Genomic DNA, 14,228 nt, shown 5'->3' with positions numbered 1-14,228 from the left:
TCGCGATCCGCGAAGGTGGCCGCACTGTCGGCGCAGGTGTTGTGTCCAAGATCATCGCCTGATAAAGACCCCCGCAGGACGGGCCATTACGGCCCGTCCTGTCTTTTTACGGAACCCGAAGGAAACCAACACGATGCAAGGTCAGACCATCCGCATCAGGCTGAAAGCCTTCGATTACCGCGTCTTGGATGCCTCGACGCAGGAAATCGTTAACACCGCTAAGCGGACCGGCGCCCAAGTGCGCGGCCCGATTCCGCTGCCGAACAAGATCGAGAAATTCACGGTTCTCCGTGGCCCGCACATCGACAAAAAGTCGCGTGACCAGTGGGAAATCCGGACGCACAAGCGTCTTCTCGACATCGTCGATCCGACCCCGCAGACCGTGGACGCGCTCATGAAGCTCGACCTCGCTGCCGGCGTCGACGTCGAAATCAAAGTGTAAGGGGGCATCAAGATGCGCTCTGGAGTTATCGCCAAGAAACTGGGTATGACCCGGTTGTTCATGGAAGACGGGAAGCAAATTCCGGTCACCGTCCTGCAATTGGACGGCCTGCAAGTGGTTGCGCAGCGCACCGCTGAGCGTGACGGCTACACCGCCGTTCAGCTGGGCGCCGGCACTGCCAAAGTCAGCCGCACCACCGCCGCTCAGCGTGGTCACTTTGCGAAAGCAAACGTGGCGCCGAAGCGCAAAGTCGCCGAATTCCGGGTCACCCCGGATTGCCTGATCGAAGTGGGCGCGGAAATCACCGCAAACCACTACCTTGATGGCCAATTCGTTGACGTTGCTGGCACCTCGATCGGTAAAGGTTTTGCCGGTGCGATGAAGCGCCACAACTTCGGTGGTTTGCGCGCCTCGCACGGTGTGTCGGTTTCGCACCGTTCGCACGGTTCGACCGGCCAGTGCCAAGACCCCGGTAAGGTGTTCAAAGGCAAGAAGATGGCTGGCCACATGGGCGCCGTTCGTGTGACCACGCAGAACCTGCAAGTCATCCGCACCGACGCTGACCGTGGTCTCATCATGGTCAAAGGTTCGGTCCCGGGTTCCGCTGGTGGCTGGGTCACGATCAAGGACGCGGTGAAGAAGCCGGAAGCCAAGGACGCTCCGCGCCCGGCCGCTATCCGCTCCGCCGCTGCTGCTCCGGCCGCCGAAGTGGCTGCTGAAGGGGGTGAAGCATGAAACTCGATGTGATCAAACTTGACGGTTCCAAGTCGGGCACCCTCGATCTGGACGAAGCGCTGTTCGGCCTTGAGCCGCGCGCAGACATCCTGCATCGCGTTGTGCGTTGGCAACGTGCGCGTGCCCAAGCTGGCACGCACTCGACGCTGACCCGCGGCGAAGTTTCCTACTCGACCAAGAAGATCTACCGCCAAAAAGGCACCGGTGGCGCACGTCACGGTTCCAAGAAGGCTCCGATCTTCCGTCACGGTGGTGTGGCTAAGGGCCCGGTTTCGCGCTCGCACGCCCATGATCTGCCGAAAAAGTTCCGGGCTCTCGGCCTGCGTCACGCGCTCTCGGCGAAAGCCAAAGCGGGTGAGCTGGTGATCGTTGACACGATCGCTCTGGCAGAAGCCAAGACCGCTTCGCTGGCGAAAGCCGTGAAGGAACTGGGCTGGAAGCGCGTTCTGATCATCGACGGTGCTGCTGTTGACGCGAATTTCGCGCTGGCTGCTCGCAACGTTGAAGGCATTGACGTGCTGCCGACCATCGGCGCCAACGTCTATGACATCCTGAAGCGTGACACCCTGGTGATCACGAAGGCCGGTGTCGAAGCCCTGGAGGCTCGCCTGAAATGAGCGTGAAACCCGAACATTACGACCTGATCAAGAAGCCGATCATCACCGAGAAAGCCACCATGGCTTCCGAAAACGGTGCTGTGGTCTTCGAGGTTGCTATGGATGCCACCAAACCGCAGATCAAAGCTGCTGTTGAGGGTGTCTTCGGCGTCAAGGTGAAGGCGGTCAACACCACCATCACCAAAGGTAAAGCAAAGCGCTTCCGTGGCCGTGCGGGTGTCCGCAGCGACCAAAAGAAAGCCTATGTGACCTTGGAAGCTGGCCAGTCGATCGACGTGACCACCGGTCTGTGATCCACTGACAAAGTGATTGGAAAAACCCCTGCGTGAGCGGGGGTTTTTTCGTTTCCGGGGAAGGGCCGACGGTCGACGTCGGGGGCTTTACGATTGGCTGACGCGGGCTTAGCATCGCGGCCTTCCTCCCTCCTTGCGGGTTGACCATGCTGGTTCGGTTTGGCGACAGGCGCACGCTCTCGGTTGATCTTGTTCTGGCGGCCTCGCTCTCTTCGGTGGCGGGGGCGCTGAACGCGGTGGGCTTTCTGCTGGCCGGCTCATTCACGGCCAACATGACCGGCAATGTCTCGGCCTTCGCCGATCATCTGGCGGCGGGGGAGGTCCCACTGGCGTGGTCTTTCGCCGGGTTGGTGATGGCTTTCATCGCTGGGGCGGCACTGGCTGCACTTGGCGTCAGGTTGGGGGTTAAGCGGGGGCTTCACAGCATCTATGCGGTATTGATTGCGGTCGAGGCGGTGCTGCTGATCGGGCTTGGGTGGCTTTTGCAGTTGGGGCTCTCGCAGGGGTTTTTGATGATGCTTCTGCTGAGCTTGGTGATGGGGCTCCAGAATGCGGTCACCACGTTGATCTCAGGGGCGCGAGTGCGCACCACCCATATTTCGGGGATGGCCACAGATGTCGGCATCGAGCTTGCGGCGTTAACGGGTGGGGCGGCGAGCCGCAAAGACGCGTTGCCGCGCCTGAAGCTTCACAGCCTGACGCTCTTTTGTTTTGCTGCGGGCGGCGTGATTGGGGCTTTGATCTTTGGGATCTATGGCGTCCAGATTTTCTGGATGGCTGGCGCTCTCCTTTTGGCGCTGTCGATGACCGAGATCGCCATTGCAGGCCGCAGGCGCGCGCCTGACGAGGGGTAGCCGCGCCAGCTCGGCCGGGTTCTGCCACCTTCGGGGGCCATAAGACAAGCTCTGCTGGCTATGCCGCATTTCGGCGTGGACGGCCCTGAACCTTTCTGCTACTGACCCGCCAACCAAAAGCCCCGGATTCGTCCGGGGCTCTTGGTTTTGTGCGATTCTTTCGTGGAGACGCGGGGGAATCAAACAGCCGAACCGGGGATCTTCGGAGCCCTTAACCCTGGACCCTTCTTCGCGCTGGCAACAGCAAGATCTAGGATCCTGAAGCAAACGGAAGACAGTAATCATGGCACTTAAGTCGTATAAGCCGACGACGCCTGGCCAGCGCGGGCTGGTTCTGATCGACCGTTCGGAGCTGTGGAAAGGCCGGCCTGTTAAGTCCCTCACCGAGGGTCTGCAGAGCCATGGCGGCCGCAACAACACCGGACGGATCACTGTGCGCCACCAAGGTGGCGGCGCCAAACGTCTCTACCGTATCGTGGACTTCAAGCGTCGCAAATGGGACGTGGCTGCAGTCGTCGAGCGCATCGAATATGACCCCAACCGCACCGCTTTCATCGCTTTGGTGAAATACCCGGATGGCGAGTTGGCCTACATCCTGGCGCCGCAGCGCTTGGCCGTTGGTGACACTGTTGTCGCTGGTGCCAAGGTTGACGTGAAGCCGGGCAACGCCATGCCTTTCTCCGGCATGCCGATCGGTACCATCGTTCACAACGTCGAGCTGAAGCCCGGCAAGGGCGGCCAATTGGCCCGCGCTGCAGGCACCTACGCTCAGTTCGTTGGTCGTGATGGCGCCTATGCTCAGATCCGCCTTTCGTCGGGCGAACTGCGTTTGGTCCGTCAGGAATGCATGGCCACCATCGGTGCCGTGTCGAACCCCGACAACTCGAACCAGAACTTCGGTAAAGCCGGTCGTATGCGCCACAAGGGCATCCGTCCGACCGTTCGCGGCGTCTCGATGAACCCGATCGACCACCCGCATGGTGGTGGTGAGGGCCGGACCTCGGGCGGCCGTCACCCGGTTACGCCGTGGGGTAAGCCCACCAAGGGCAAACGCACCCGCACCAATACGCAGTCGGATAAGTTCATTGTCCGCTCGCGTCACGCCAAGAAGAAAGGGCGCTGATCCATGTCACGTTCCGTATGGAAGGGCCCGTTTGTCGACGGCTATGTCTTGAAAAAGGCAGAAGCGTCGAAAGCTTCGGGCAAAAGCGAAGTGATCAAGATCTGGTCGCGCCGTTCCACCATCCTGCCGCAATTCGTGGGCCTCACCTTTGGGGTCTATAACGGCAAGAAACATGTTCCGGTCGCTGTGACCGAAGATATGATCGGCCAAAAGTTCGGTGAATATTCGCCGACGCGGACCTACTACGGTCACGCAGCCGACAAAAAAGCCAAAAGGAAGTAAGCCATGGGTAAGGAAAAGAATCCGCGCCGCGTGGAAGAAAACGAGGCACAGGCGATCGCACGCATGCTGCGCACCTCGCCGCAGAAGCTGAACCTTGTTGCGGGCCTGATCCGTGGCAAGAAAGTGGAAAAGGCCCTGTCGGACCTGACCTTCTCCAAGCGCCGCATCGCTGGCGACGTGAAGAAGTGCCTGCAGTCGGCAATCGCCAACGCTGAGAACAACCACGGCCTCGACGTGGACAGCCTCATCGTTGCCGAAGCTTGGGTCGGTAAGAACCTGGTGATGAAGCGGGGCCGTCCGCGGGCTCGTGGCCGGTTCGGCAAGATCATGAAGCCGTTCAGCGAGATCACCATCAAGGTTCGTCAGACCGGGGAGTCGGCATAATGGGTCAGAAGGTCAATCCGATCGGCATGCGCCTTCAGGTCAACCGGACCTGGGACAGCCGCTGGTTCGCTGAATCGAAAGACTACGGCAACCTGCTGCTTGAAGATCTGCGGATGCGTGAATTCATCCACAAGGAAGCCAAGCAGGCCGGCGTCAGCCGTGTGATCATCGAGCGTCCGCACAAGAAGTGCCGCGTGACGATCCACACCGCACGTCCGGGCGTGATCATCGGCAAAAAAGGTGCGGACATCGAAACGCTGCGCAAGAAACTTGCGGCGTTCACGAAGTCGGAACTCCACCTGAACATCGTCGAAGTTCGCAAGCCGGAAGTCGACGCTCAGCTGGTCGCTGAATCCATCGCTCAGCAAATGGAGCGCCGGGTTTCCTTCCGTCGCGCCATGAAGCGCGGCGTGCAAAGCGCAATGCGTATGGGCGCCCTCGGCATCCGTGTGAACGTTGGTGGCCGCCTTGGTGGTGCCGAGATCGCACGGACCGAATGGTACCGTGAAGGCCGCGTGCCGCTGCACACACTCCGTGCCGACATCGACTATGCTTTGTCGGAAGCCTCGACCCCTTACGGGATCATTGGCGTTAAGGTCTGGATCTTCAAGGGCGAAATCCTTGAGCATGATCCGCAGGCGCACGACCGTCGTCTGGCAGAAGCTGCGGATGCTCCGGCTCCCCGCGGTCCGCGCCGCGACCGTGAGCGCGCGTAAGGAGTAGATAAAAATGCTGCAACCGAAGCGCACTAAATTCCGCAAGATGCACAAGGGTCGCATCCACGGCGAAGCCAAGGGTGGGTTCCTGTTGAACTTCGGTTCGTTCGCTCTCAAAGCGACCGAGCCGGAGCGCGTCACCGCGCGGCAGATCGAAGCGGCTCGCCGCGCGATCACCCGCTACATGAAGCGTCAGGGTCGTGTTTGGATCCGGATCTTCCCCGATACCCCGGTTTCGGCCAAGCCGATCGAAGTTCGGATGGGTAAAGGTAAAGGTTCGGTCGATTACTGGGCCTGCAAAGTCCAGCCGGGCCGCATCATGTTCGAAATCGACGGCGTTGCCGAAGATATCGCGCGTGAAGCCCTGCGTCTTGGCGCAATGAAACTCCCGGTCACCTCGCGCATCGTCGCGAAGGAAGACTGGTAAGACTTTCGGCCACAAGGCCAAAAGTTTGGTCAAACCCCGTCGCGCAAGCGGCGGGGTTTTTCCTTGTCTGGGCTTGAGATTAGGTGGAACCTGAAGCAGGCGGCAAGGAGGGTTCAGGTGCGCTTTTTGGACTTCAGCTCGTGGCAATCGGTTCTCACCAGCGTGGCTGGGCTTTTGTTCTTCGTCCTTATCATGATGGGCATCCGCATCTTGATGATGCTGACCATTCAGGCGCGCCAGCAAAGGGTGAACCGCCAGATCAATGAGCGGCTGAAGACATTGATTGCGGCCTATAAGGTGTTGGGCGGCTCGTTCACTGGCGATCTCATCGTCAACCCCGGGCACAAGCGCGATCTGCGCGATATCGCGCCCGAGCTGCACCCGCCCGAAACCGTGCAAGAACGCATGCGCCAGATCCGTGATGCGGTCGAGGCGTCTTTGTCCGACATCATCCTGCTTGGCACGGAAGAGCAGGTGCGGCTCGCGGCGCAAGCGGCGCGGGATATGGCTGAGGGCAAGCCAGTCGAGACTGCGACGCTTGTGATCTCGCTTCGGAACTTCATCCGTCAGGCGCTGGATCTTGAGGCCATCCCGGATGGTGTTGCGATTCCCAACCAAGGCCCTACGCGCCAACAAGCAGCGGGCCGCAGCGGGCGACAGGCGGGCGAGGCCGGCCGCTCTGGGGGCGGCGGGGGAGGGGGCGCCGGCGGGGGCATGTCCGGCGGCGGGATGGGTATGGGGATGGGCGGCGCGCGCCAGGGCGACATCTAGCTTGGGTTAAAGGCTTAGGGTGCTGGCGGGTCGTTAGGCCAAGGCTCGCTGCGTCGGGTGAAGGTTTTGACGCGGCGGGGTGCCCGTCTTGCCCCTTCAATATCCACGCCGGGACTGCTAGGTCAGGGCATCCATTCGCAGGAGCCCGCTATGGCCGAGATCAGCAGCCTTTTCGTTACCCGTCTTTACCGCGCCAAACTGAATGAGCTTGGTCGCAAGAAGGTGGATTATGATGAGTTGCACGACAGCTGCATCATGATCGCCGAAGAAGATGAGGCTGGCCAAGCGTGGTGCGAAGAGCATGGCTATCCGGGCTACACCTCCTATTCCTCGCTGGATGACCTGTCGTGGCGCAATCCGGTCTTTGCGGACCTGGAAAAGGCGCTGGACAAGCATGTCGCCGCGTTTTGCGAGGATCTGGCCTTTGACCTGCAAGGCCGCAAGCTGAAGTGCAACGCGCTTTGGATCAATATCCTGCCGGAAGGTGGCACGCATTCAAGCCACATCCATCCGCATTCGGTGGTCTCTGGCACCACCTATGTCGCGATGCCCGAAGGTACCTCGGCACTGAAGCTGGAAGACCCGCGTCTTGCGATGATGATGTATGCGCCCTTGCGCCGCAAAGAGGCGCCGGCAGAGCTGAAGCCCTTCACCTATGTGACACCAGAAGTGGGCGAGGTGCTGTTGTGGGAAAGCTGGCTGCGCCATGAGGTGCCGATGAACATGGCGGAAGAGGACCGGATCTCGGTCTCGTTCAACTACGGCTGGGCATAAGTCAAGCCGTCAGGCGCGAAATAGCAAAGGCGGGGCCGGGGCCCCGCCTTTGGCGTTTAAGAGCGGTTAGAACCAGCCCTTCACCTTGCCCCAGATCGAGGCTTCGACGACGGGCTCGGGCGCCGTAGCCGGTTTCACCATGCCTTGGATCGTGGCATTCATCTCGGCTGCCATCTGTTCAGCCGATTTGCCAGCAGGGGCGCTGGCCGCGACAACAGCATTGTCTTTGAACTCGGGCAGAGGCTCACCCTCGAAATGGGCTTCATCGGGCTTCAGCGCGGCTGCGGCAACGGTAGCGGCGGTGACCCCGGGAAAGGCGCCGGTCTTGGCCAAAGTGGCGGGGCCTGCCATGCCATCGGCCTTAAGGCCGTTCTTGGTTTGGAACTCTTTCACGGCTTTTTCGGTACCGGGACCAAAATTGCCATCAGCAGCGACGCCAAGCGCCGTTTGCAATGCCTTCACTTGTGCGCCCTTCAGGCCTTTGCGCAGCAAGACCAACTCAGGCAGGCCGATGGCGGTAAAGGTTTCCGGCCCGGCAATGCCGTCCGCCACAAGACCCTTGGAAGCTTGAAACTCCTTCAGGGCCTTTTCGGTGCCAGGGCCAAAGTCGCCATCGGCTTTCACGCCGAGCTTCTCTTGGAGACGTTTCACCGGAGCACCCTTAAGGCCTTTTCTCAGTATAGACATGCAATACCTCTTGTCCTAACCCGCCCGCAGCGGGGCGCGGGCTAGGATAAGCTTAGCGCCAGCCTTCGGTTCCGAGAACGGGACATTCGTCGTCTCTTTCCCCCTCGGCGGGAAATGGCGTTCGGCCAATAAACCAAGGCCGCAACACGAACTTGGGCCTTGCCCCTCGGCCGCTTCGAACGTATATGAGCCCATCCGCGAATCCGAGGCGACTCGGAGTCGGCGGTATGTCATTGATCCGCCAGGAATTCGGTGACCCTCGCTTTGGGGCCGTCTGGCGATTGTGAAAGGAAGATTGGCGATGAACGCCAAGGAACTGACGACTCAGACCCCCGACCAGCTGCGTGACAGCCTGGTTGCCCTGAAAAAGGAGGCGTTCAACCTGCGCTTCCAAAAGGCGACCAACCAGCTCGAAAACACCGCTCGCATGCGCGCTGTGCGCCGCGATGTGGCACGCATCAAAACCGTCTTGGCCCAAAAGGCCGCAGACGCTGCGAAGTAAGGGGATCTAGAATGCCGAAACGTATCCTGACGGGCACCGTGACCTCGGACAAAAACGAGCAAACGATCACCGTTCTCGTGGAGCGCCGCTTCAAGCACCCGCTGCTGCAGAAGACCGTGCGTAAATCGAAGAAGTACCGCGCCCATGACGCGGAGAACAAATTCAAGGTTGGCGACACTGTTCGTATTGAAGAGTGCGCGCCCATCTCGAAAACCAAACGTTGGACGGTCGTCGTCGAGGCGTAAGCCTCGGTAACGGTCGTCTTCCGCAATCGATACCCTGGGGCCAGCGTAACGGTCCCCAAAGGTCGGGAGACAACAAATGATCCAGATGCAGACGAATCTGGATGTAGCTGACAACTCCGGCGCTCGCCGAGTTCAGTGCATCAAGGTTCTTGGCGGTTCGCACCGCCGTTATGCTTCCGTGGGCGACATCATCGTGGTGTCGGTCAAGGAGGCGATTCCGAAGGGCCGCGTGAAGAAGGGTGACGTGCGTAAAGCCGTCGTCGTTCGCACCGCCAAGGAAGTGCGCCGTGAAGACGGGACCGCAATCCGCTTCGACCGCAATGCCGCCGTCATCCTGAACAACCAGGGCGAACCGGTCGGCACCCGTATCTTCGGGCCGGTCGTGCGTGAACTGCGCGCCAAGAACTTCATGAAGATCATCTCGCTGGCGCCGGAGGTGCTCTGATGGCTGCGAAGCTTAAAAAAGGCGATACTGTCCTCGTGCTGACCGGCAAGGACAAGGGCAAGAAAGGTGAAATCACCTCCGTCTCGCCCAAAGACAACAAAGCGATCGTCGAGGGCGTGAATGTGGCGATCCGCCACACCAAGCAATCGGCAGCTTCGCAAGGCGGCCGCTTGGCGAAAGCCATGCCGATCGACCTGTCGAACCTGTCGCTGGTTGACAAAGACGGCAAGGCCACCCGCGTTGGCTTCCGCATGGAAGGCGACAAGAAGGTGCGTTACGCCAAGACCACGGGCGAGGTGCTCTGATGTTGGATCAAGCCACTTACACGCCGCGGCTGAAAGCTGTTTATCGTGACAAGATCCGTGCCGCTCTCAAAGAGCAGTTCGGCTACAGCAACGATATGCAGATCCCGCGTCTGGAAAAAATCGTCCTGAACATGGGCGTTGGCGAAGCTGTCAAAGACACCAAAAAGGTGAAACAGGCTGCTGAAGAGCTTTCGCAGATCGCTGGCCAAAAGGCCGTGATCACCAAGGCGAAAAACTCGATCGCTGGTTTCCGCGTCCGTGAAGAAATGCCGCTTGGCTGCAAAGTCACGCTGCGTGGCGACCGGATGTTCGAATTCCTCGACCGCCTGATCAACGTTGCTCTGCCGCGCGTGCGCGACTTCCGCGGCGTGAAGCCCTCGTTCGACGGCCGTGGCAACTTCGCTATGGGCCTGAAAGAGCAAATCGTCTTCACCGAGATCGACTTCGACAAGGTGGACGAGATTCTGGGTATGGACATCATTATCGTCACCACGGCGAAAACCGATGCCGAAGGAAAGGCTTTGTTGAAAGAATTCAACATGCCTTTCAACGCCTGATCGCGAGGAACCTGATAAATGGCTAAAAAATCAATGGTGAACCGCGAAGTGAAGCGGGCCGCACTTGTGAAGCAGCATGCTTCCAAGCGTGCCTCGCTCAAGGCGGTGATCAACGACCAGTCGAAGCCGATTGAAGAGCGCTTTGCAGCGACTCTGAAGCTGGCTGAGATGCCCCGTAACTCGTCGGCCACGCGGATCCACAACCGCTGCCAGCTGACGGGTCGTCCCCACGCTTACTACCGTAAGCTGAAACTGTCGCGGATCATGCTGCGTGAACTGGCCTCCTTCGGTCAGATCCCGGGCATGGTGAAGTCCAGCTGGTAAGGAGGAGCGAAAATGTCGATGAACGATCCTCTTGGCGATATGCTGACACGCATCCGCAACGCGCAAATGCGCGGCAAATCCACCGTGGTTTCGCCTGCGTCCAACCTGCGCGCCCGCGTCCTCGAAGTGCTCCTGTCGGAAGGCTACATCCGTGGCTACGACAAAAAGGACACCGCTGATGGCCAGGGCCAATTCGAAATCAGCCTGAAGTACTACGAAGGTGAGCCGGTGATCCGCGAAGTGAAGCGCGTGTCGAAGCCGGGTCGTCGGGTGTACATGGGCGTCAAGGATATCCCCTCGGTCCGCAACGGCCTGGGTGTCTCCATCGTCTCGACGCCGAAAGGCGTTATGTCCGATGCAAATGCACGCGCAGCCAATGTCGGCGGCGAAGTGCTTTGCACCGTGTTCTAAGGGGGGTCTCATGTCTCGTATTGGCAAGAAACCCGTCACCTTGGTTAAAGGCGCTTCGGCCTCTATCTCGGGTCAAACCATCGAAGTGAAGGGTCCGAAAGGCACCCGTTCCTTCACCGCTGGCGACGACGTAACGCTGACCATCGAAGGCGATGCCATCAAGGTAACGCCCCGCGGTCTGTCGAAGCGCGCGCGCTCGCAGTGGGGGATGTCGCGCTCGATGATCCAGAACCTTGTCACCGGTGTCACCACCGGTTTCAAGAAAGAGATGGAAATCCAAGGCGTCGGCTACCGTGCAGCTGCCCAGGGCAACGTCCTGAAGCTTTCCGTTGGCTACTCGCATGAAGTGAACTTCGAAGTGCCGAAGGGCGTGACTGTCGCGACCCCGAAGCCCACCGAAATCGTTGTGGAAGGCATCGACCAACAAGAGGTCGGCCAAGTCGCTGCGAACATCCGTGAATGGAAACGCCCCGAGCCCTACAAAGGCAAAGGCATCCGTTACAAGGGTGAGTTCATCTTCCGCAAGGAAGGCAAGAAGAAGTAAGGGGCGCAATCATGGCGAACACGAAAAGAGATCTGTTCCTGAAGCGCCGCCTGCGCGTGCGGAACAAAATCAAGGCGATGTCGCACGGCCGCTTGCGGTTGTCCGTCCATCGTTCGTCCAAGAACATCTCGGTCCAACTGATCGACGATGTGAAGGGCGTGACCGTCGCAGCGGCGTCGTCGCTCGAGAAAGCCCTGGGCTTTGTCGGCAAGAACAACGTCGAAGCAGCTGCCAAAATCGGTTCTGTCATTGCAGAACGGGCCAAAGCAGCTGGCGTCGAAGAGTGCTACTTCGACCGTGGCGGCTTCCTGTTCCACGGCAAAGTCAAAGCTTTGGCAGATGCTGCCCGCGAAGGCGGTCTGAAGTTCTAAACCTCATGCGAGGGGCGTCCAGCGTTTCGTTGGGCGCCCCTCCGATGATCCGGGCAGCGGGCTTTGTCTCGCAAAGCACCAGGATCGGACCCAATGGCGCTTAGACGCGCCACCCAAGACAAGGAATGCCTCATGGCAGAACGTGAGAACCGCCGGGAGCGCCGCGACGACCGTCGTGACAACCGCCCGGAAGAAACCCCGGAATTCGCAGACCGCTTGGTTGCGATCAACCGCGTGTCGAAAACCGTTAAGGGTGGTAAGCGCTTCGGCTTCGCCGCTCTCGTGGTTGTCGGTGACCAGCGTGGTCGCGTCGGCTTCGGCAAAGGCAAGGCCAAGGAAGTTCCGGAGGCCATCCGTAAGGCCACCGAGCAAGCCAAACGCCAAATGATCCGCGTTGCGTTGAAAGACGCTCGCACCCTGCACCACGACGTCGAAGGTCGTCATGGCGCCGGTAAAGTCGTTATGCGGACCGCTGCTGCAGGTACCGGAATCATCGCCGGCGGCCCGATGCGCGCTGTCTTCGAGATGCTGGGCGTTCAAGACGTCGTCGCGAAATCGATCGGCACCTCGAACCCCTACAACATGATCCGTGCGACCATCGACGGTCTGAAGCATGAGACCTCGCCCCGTCAGGTTGCGGCTCGCCGCACCAAGAAAGTGGCCGAGATCCTGCGGAAGCCCGAAGCTGAAACCGTGGAGGCTTGATCATGGCTGATAAGAAAACCATCGTGGTCAAACAGATCCGTTCGGCTGCACGCCGTCCGGCGATCCAGACCGCCACGCTGAAAGGCCTTGGCCTGAACAAAATGAACCGTACCCGTGAGCTGGAAGATACCCCTTCCGTGCGCGGCATGGTCAACAAGATCAGCCACCTCGTCGAGATCATCGAAGAGCGCGGCTAATTTCTTCTTGGGCCAAGCCCAGAAGACAAACGCCCTCGCGTCCAACGCGGGGGCGTTTTGCTATGGGCGTGTCGCAGATTGGCGCTTATGAGGTTAAAGAATGCCTCGTCGTGTCGCGTTGGTTTGCTAGACTGAGGGGGAGCGCCGGGCCGCTGAAGGCTCGTCGTCATCAGGGAGGCAATAATGGCGAAATATGAGGGCGGCTGCGCCCATGTTCATGTGACCGCATCGGCCGAGCCGATCGACAATCACGAGTGCCACTGCAACGTTTGCAAATCGGTGACGGGCCAGCATACGACGCATGTGGCTTTCTTTAACCATGCGGATCTGAAGGTCGATCACCCCGAGCACATCAAGCGGGTGCCCTTCAATGCGCAAAACCCCGATGGTCCGCTGGAGATTTGCCTCTGCACCGAATGCAATGCGGTACTGATGCTTGACGATAAGCAAAAGCGCATCCGGGTCGCGGTGCCGAATGTCATGGGCTATGACGATGCGGCCTTCCCGAAAGCCACCTACCACGCCTTCTGGGATGAATCGAAAGGCTATCCAGCGCCCAGCGATGGCCGCCCGGTCTATGCGGGCCTTCGCCCCGAATTTAGCTGGCCCGCAGGCGCCTGAGCGGCTTCTCTAGCTGTAAAGTGAACGGCAGGGCAGGGCCTTGGCTTTGCCTTGCGCGGGTTTTTGCGTTATGCGGGGACTTGAGCAGCCGACGAGAGACAGCAAATGTCCCGCCCTATTCTTTCTTCGATCCTTCTCCTTGGCCTAAGCGCCGGGCTGGCGCAGGCTGATGTCTGTGACCGCCGCCTAAGCGACACCATCGCCGCGCGCGCCCCGCTCTTAGCCGCCGCCGCTGCGGATGCGGCTCTGACCGGACGTCCTGCGCCGGGGGCCGAGGATTTCCTGACCCTTGTCGATGACCGCACCGGACTTTCGATGGTGGGGGCAGTGGTGGCCGGAGCCAAGGCCGCAAGCGCACTTGGCGCGGCCGAGACGGCACTAGGGGCTGGGGCCACGGTGCTCAGCAGTCCAGCGCTTGGCATGGCGGCAGGTGTGGCGGTGCTTGGCCTCGTCGGGGTTGAGGGGGTTTGCTACTTTAAGGCCGAGCGGATCACCGATTATTATGAGGTTCTGGCCGTCCTTGCCGCGATCCATGAGACGGCGGACCGCGATTTTTTCCAGCTCCAACTCGGGCCGCCGCGCAAAAAGGCCGCTGTGGTCGAGATATGGGACAGCAAAGCCAGCGTGCGCAAACAGTATAAAGTGGCGGATCTCTACCTGACAAAGGGCGAGCTCAGGCTTAACCGGTGGGGCCCGAACCGCAGCCTTGGCCAACTGATGCAATTCGACGGCGCCACCCCTCAGGTCACCCCGGTGGGCGATGCGCCGCAACCCTAAGCCCCTTGCGCGCTTGATCTTGGCGGGGCGAGCGTGTAGAGGCGCCCTGTGGCTCCTCGTGGGCCATGGAATCATTATATATGCCGAGTTGGCCCCATCCGTCGCAGGGGGGTCTTTCC

General features: G+C 60.1%; 26 protein-coding genes. 25 read left to right on the top strand and 1 reads right to left on the bottom strand.

Features of this window, described 5'->3' with window-relative positions; translation table 11 throughout:
• Nucleotides 1–133 precede the first annotated feature (133 nt).
• The 12 genes from rpsJ (at nucleotide 134) to Q9295_RS14145 (ending at nucleotide 7,418) form a co-directional block, all read left to right on the top strand.
• Nucleotides 134–442, top strand: coding sequence for a 30S ribosomal protein S10 (rpsJ, locus tag Q9295_RS14200; protein ID WP_023666234.1), 309 nt, complete (start codon nucleotides 134–136; stop codon nucleotides 440–442).
• Nucleotides 443–454: 12 nt separating this feature from the next.
• On the top strand, nucleotides 455–1,177 hold the full coding sequence (rplC, locus tag Q9295_RS14195) for a 50S ribosomal protein L3 (RefSeq protein WP_306681226.1): 723 nt from the start codon (nucleotides 455–457) through the stop codon (nucleotides 1,175–1,177).
• Nucleotides 1,174–1,794: a 50S ribosomal protein L4 gene (gene rplD / locus Q9295_RS14190; RefSeq protein WP_306681225.1), complete on the top strand. Its 621-nt coding sequence runs from the start codon at nucleotides 1,174–1,176 to the stop codon at nucleotides 1,792–1,794. The genes rplC and rplD overlap by 4 nt, the downstream gene beginning before the upstream one ends.
• A complete protein-coding gene (locus tag Q9295_RS14185; protein WP_306681224.1) occupies nucleotides 1,791–2,087 on the top strand; it encodes a 50S ribosomal protein L23 in 297 nt (98 codons plus the stop codon). Before rplD ends, Q9295_RS14185 begins: the two co-directional genes overlap by 4 nt.
• 146 nt (nucleotides 2,088–2,233) lie before the next feature.
• Nucleotides 2,234–2,941, top strand: a complete 708-nt coding sequence (locus Q9295_RS14180) for a YoaK family protein (protein WP_306681223.1) — start codon at nucleotides 2,234–2,236, stop codon at nucleotides 2,939–2,941.
• Nucleotides 2,942–3,224: 283 nt separating this feature from the next.
• The gene (gene rplB, locus Q9295_RS14175; protein WP_306681222.1) at nucleotides 3,225–4,064 is read left to right on the top strand and encodes a 50S ribosomal protein L2; all 840 of its coding nucleotides are present in this window, start codon (nucleotides 3,225–3,227) and stop codon (nucleotides 4,062–4,064) included.
• 3 nt (nucleotides 4,065–4,067) lie between these two features.
• The gene (rpsS, locus tag Q9295_RS14170) at nucleotides 4,068–4,346 is read left to right on the top strand and encodes a 30S ribosomal protein S19 (protein WP_306681221.1); all 279 of its coding nucleotides are present in this window, start codon (nucleotides 4,068–4,070) and stop codon (nucleotides 4,344–4,346) included.
• Between the two features lie 3 nt (nucleotides 4,347–4,349).
• On the top strand, nucleotides 4,350–4,730 hold the full coding sequence (gene rplV, locus Q9295_RS14165) for a 50S ribosomal protein L22 (protein ID WP_306681220.1): 381 nt from the start codon (nucleotides 4,350–4,352) through the stop codon (nucleotides 4,728–4,730).
• Nucleotides 4,730–5,446 (top strand): 30S ribosomal protein S3, encoded by a 717-nt coding sequence (gene rpsC / locus Q9295_RS14160; protein WP_306681219.1) that lies wholly within the window; start codon nucleotides 4,730–4,732, stop codon nucleotides 5,444–5,446. The genes rplV and rpsC overlap by 1 nt, the downstream gene beginning before the upstream one ends.
• A 13-nt stretch (nucleotides 5,447–5,459) precedes the next feature.
• A complete protein-coding gene (gene rplP, locus Q9295_RS14155) occupies nucleotides 5,460–5,873 on the top strand; it encodes a 50S ribosomal protein L16 (protein ID WP_306681218.1) in 414 nt (137 codons plus the stop codon).
• Between the two features lie 117 nt (nucleotides 5,874–5,990).
• A complete protein-coding gene (locus Q9295_RS14150) occupies nucleotides 5,991–6,644 on the top strand; it encodes a hypothetical protein (RefSeq protein ID WP_306681217.1) in 654 nt (217 codons plus the stop codon).
• Nucleotides 6,645–6,794: 150 nt separating this feature from the next.
• A complete protein-coding gene (locus Q9295_RS14145) occupies nucleotides 6,795–7,418 on the top strand; it encodes a TIGR02466 family protein (RefSeq protein ID WP_306681216.1) in 624 nt (207 codons plus the stop codon).
• A 66-nt stretch (nucleotides 7,419–7,484) separates the two neighbouring features.
• Here Q9295_RS14145 and Q9295_RS14140 read toward each other — a convergent pair whose 3' ends face one another.
• Nucleotides 7,485–8,069, bottom strand: a complete 585-nt coding sequence (locus Q9295_RS14140; RefSeq protein ID WP_306681215.1) for a peptidoglycan-binding domain-containing protein — start codon at nucleotides 8,067–8,069, stop codon at nucleotides 7,485–7,487.
• 337 nt (nucleotides 8,070–8,406) lie between these two features.
• Between Q9295_RS14140 and rpmC the strand changes: the two genes are divergently transcribed.
• The 13 genes from rpmC to Q9295_RS14075 all read left to right on the top strand — a co-directional run bounded on the left by rpmC (nucleotide 8,407) and on the right by Q9295_RS14075 (nucleotide 14,109).
• Nucleotides 8,407–8,607 carry a 50S ribosomal protein L29 gene (rpmC, locus tag Q9295_RS14135; RefSeq protein WP_306681233.1) on the top strand — a complete coding sequence of 67 codons (201 nt, stop codon included), beginning with the start codon at nucleotides 8,407–8,409 and terminating at the stop codon, nucleotides 8,605–8,607.
• An 11-nt stretch (nucleotides 8,608–8,618) separates the two neighbouring features.
• Complete coding sequence (gene rpsQ, locus Q9295_RS14130; RefSeq protein ID WP_112311937.1) at nucleotides 8,619–8,852, top strand: 30S ribosomal protein S17; 234 nt, start codon at nucleotides 8,619–8,621, stop codon at nucleotides 8,850–8,852.
• A 76-nt stretch (nucleotides 8,853–8,928) separates the two neighbouring features.
• Entirely contained in the window at nucleotides 8,929–9,297 is a 369-nt protein-coding gene (gene rplN / locus Q9295_RS14125; protein WP_013066055.1) for a 50S ribosomal protein L14, read from the top strand.
• Nucleotides 9,297–9,602: a 50S ribosomal protein L24 gene (gene rplX, locus Q9295_RS14120; RefSeq protein WP_306681214.1), complete on the top strand. Its 306-nt coding sequence runs from the start codon at nucleotides 9,297–9,299 to the stop codon at nucleotides 9,600–9,602. Before rplN ends, rplX begins: the two co-directional genes overlap by 1 nt.
• Nucleotides 9,602–10,159 carry a 50S ribosomal protein L5 gene (gene rplE, locus Q9295_RS14115; RefSeq protein WP_306681213.1) on the top strand — a complete coding sequence of 186 codons (558 nt, stop codon included), beginning with the start codon at nucleotides 9,602–9,604 and terminating at the stop codon, nucleotides 10,157–10,159. Before rplX ends, rplE begins: the two co-directional genes overlap by 1 nt.
• Before the next feature lie 18 nt (nucleotides 10,160–10,177).
• Nucleotides 10,178–10,483 carry a 30S ribosomal protein S14 gene (gene rpsN, locus Q9295_RS14110; RefSeq protein WP_306681212.1) on the top strand — a complete coding sequence of 102 codons (306 nt, stop codon included), beginning with the start codon at nucleotides 10,178–10,180 and terminating at the stop codon, nucleotides 10,481–10,483.
• 12 nt (nucleotides 10,484–10,495) lie between these two features.
• Nucleotides 10,496–10,894: a 30S ribosomal protein S8 gene (rpsH, locus tag Q9295_RS14105; RefSeq protein ID WP_306681211.1), complete on the top strand. Its 399-nt coding sequence runs from the start codon at nucleotides 10,496–10,498 to the stop codon at nucleotides 10,892–10,894.
• Nucleotides 10,895–10,904: 10 nt separating this feature from the next.
• A complete protein-coding gene (rplF, locus tag Q9295_RS14100; RefSeq protein WP_306681210.1) occupies nucleotides 10,905–11,438 on the top strand; it encodes a 50S ribosomal protein L6 in 534 nt (177 codons plus the stop codon).
• A gap of 11 nt (nucleotides 11,439–11,449) precedes the next feature.
• Complete coding sequence (gene rplR, locus Q9295_RS14095) at nucleotides 11,450–11,809, top strand: 50S ribosomal protein L18 (protein WP_306681209.1); 360 nt, start codon at nucleotides 11,450–11,452, stop codon at nucleotides 11,807–11,809.
• A gap of 132 nt (nucleotides 11,810–11,941) precedes the next feature.
• Nucleotides 11,942–12,514, top strand: a complete 573-nt coding sequence (gene rpsE, locus Q9295_RS14090; protein WP_306681208.1) for a 30S ribosomal protein S5 — start codon at nucleotides 11,942–11,944, stop codon at nucleotides 12,512–12,514.
• Nucleotides 12,515–12,516: 2 nt separating this feature from the next.
• A complete protein-coding gene (gene rpmD / locus Q9295_RS14085; RefSeq protein ID WP_306681207.1) occupies nucleotides 12,517–12,711 on the top strand; it encodes a 50S ribosomal protein L30 in 195 nt (64 codons plus the stop codon).
• A 183-nt stretch (nucleotides 12,712–12,894) separates the two neighbouring features.
• A complete protein-coding gene (locus Q9295_RS14080; RefSeq protein ID WP_306681206.1) occupies nucleotides 12,895–13,332 on the top strand; it encodes a GFA family protein in 438 nt (145 codons plus the stop codon).
• A 105-nt stretch (nucleotides 13,333–13,437) separates the two neighbouring features.
• Nucleotides 13,438–14,109 carry a hypothetical protein gene (locus tag Q9295_RS14075; RefSeq protein ID WP_306681205.1) on the top strand — a complete coding sequence of 224 codons (672 nt, stop codon included), beginning with the start codon at nucleotides 13,438–13,440 and terminating at the stop codon, nucleotides 14,107–14,109.
• Nucleotides 14,110–14,228: the final 119 nt, after the last annotated feature.

It is taken from the genome of Pseudogemmobacter lacusdianii (genome assembly GCF_030848395.1).
GTDB classification, from domain to species: Bacteria; Pseudomonadota; Alphaproteobacteria; order Rhodobacterales; family Rhodobacteraceae; genus Pseudogemmobacter; species Pseudogemmobacter lacusdianii.
The sequence above is the reverse complement of the archived record's forward strand: the minus strand, read 5'-3'. Positions and strand labels throughout refer to the sequence as shown.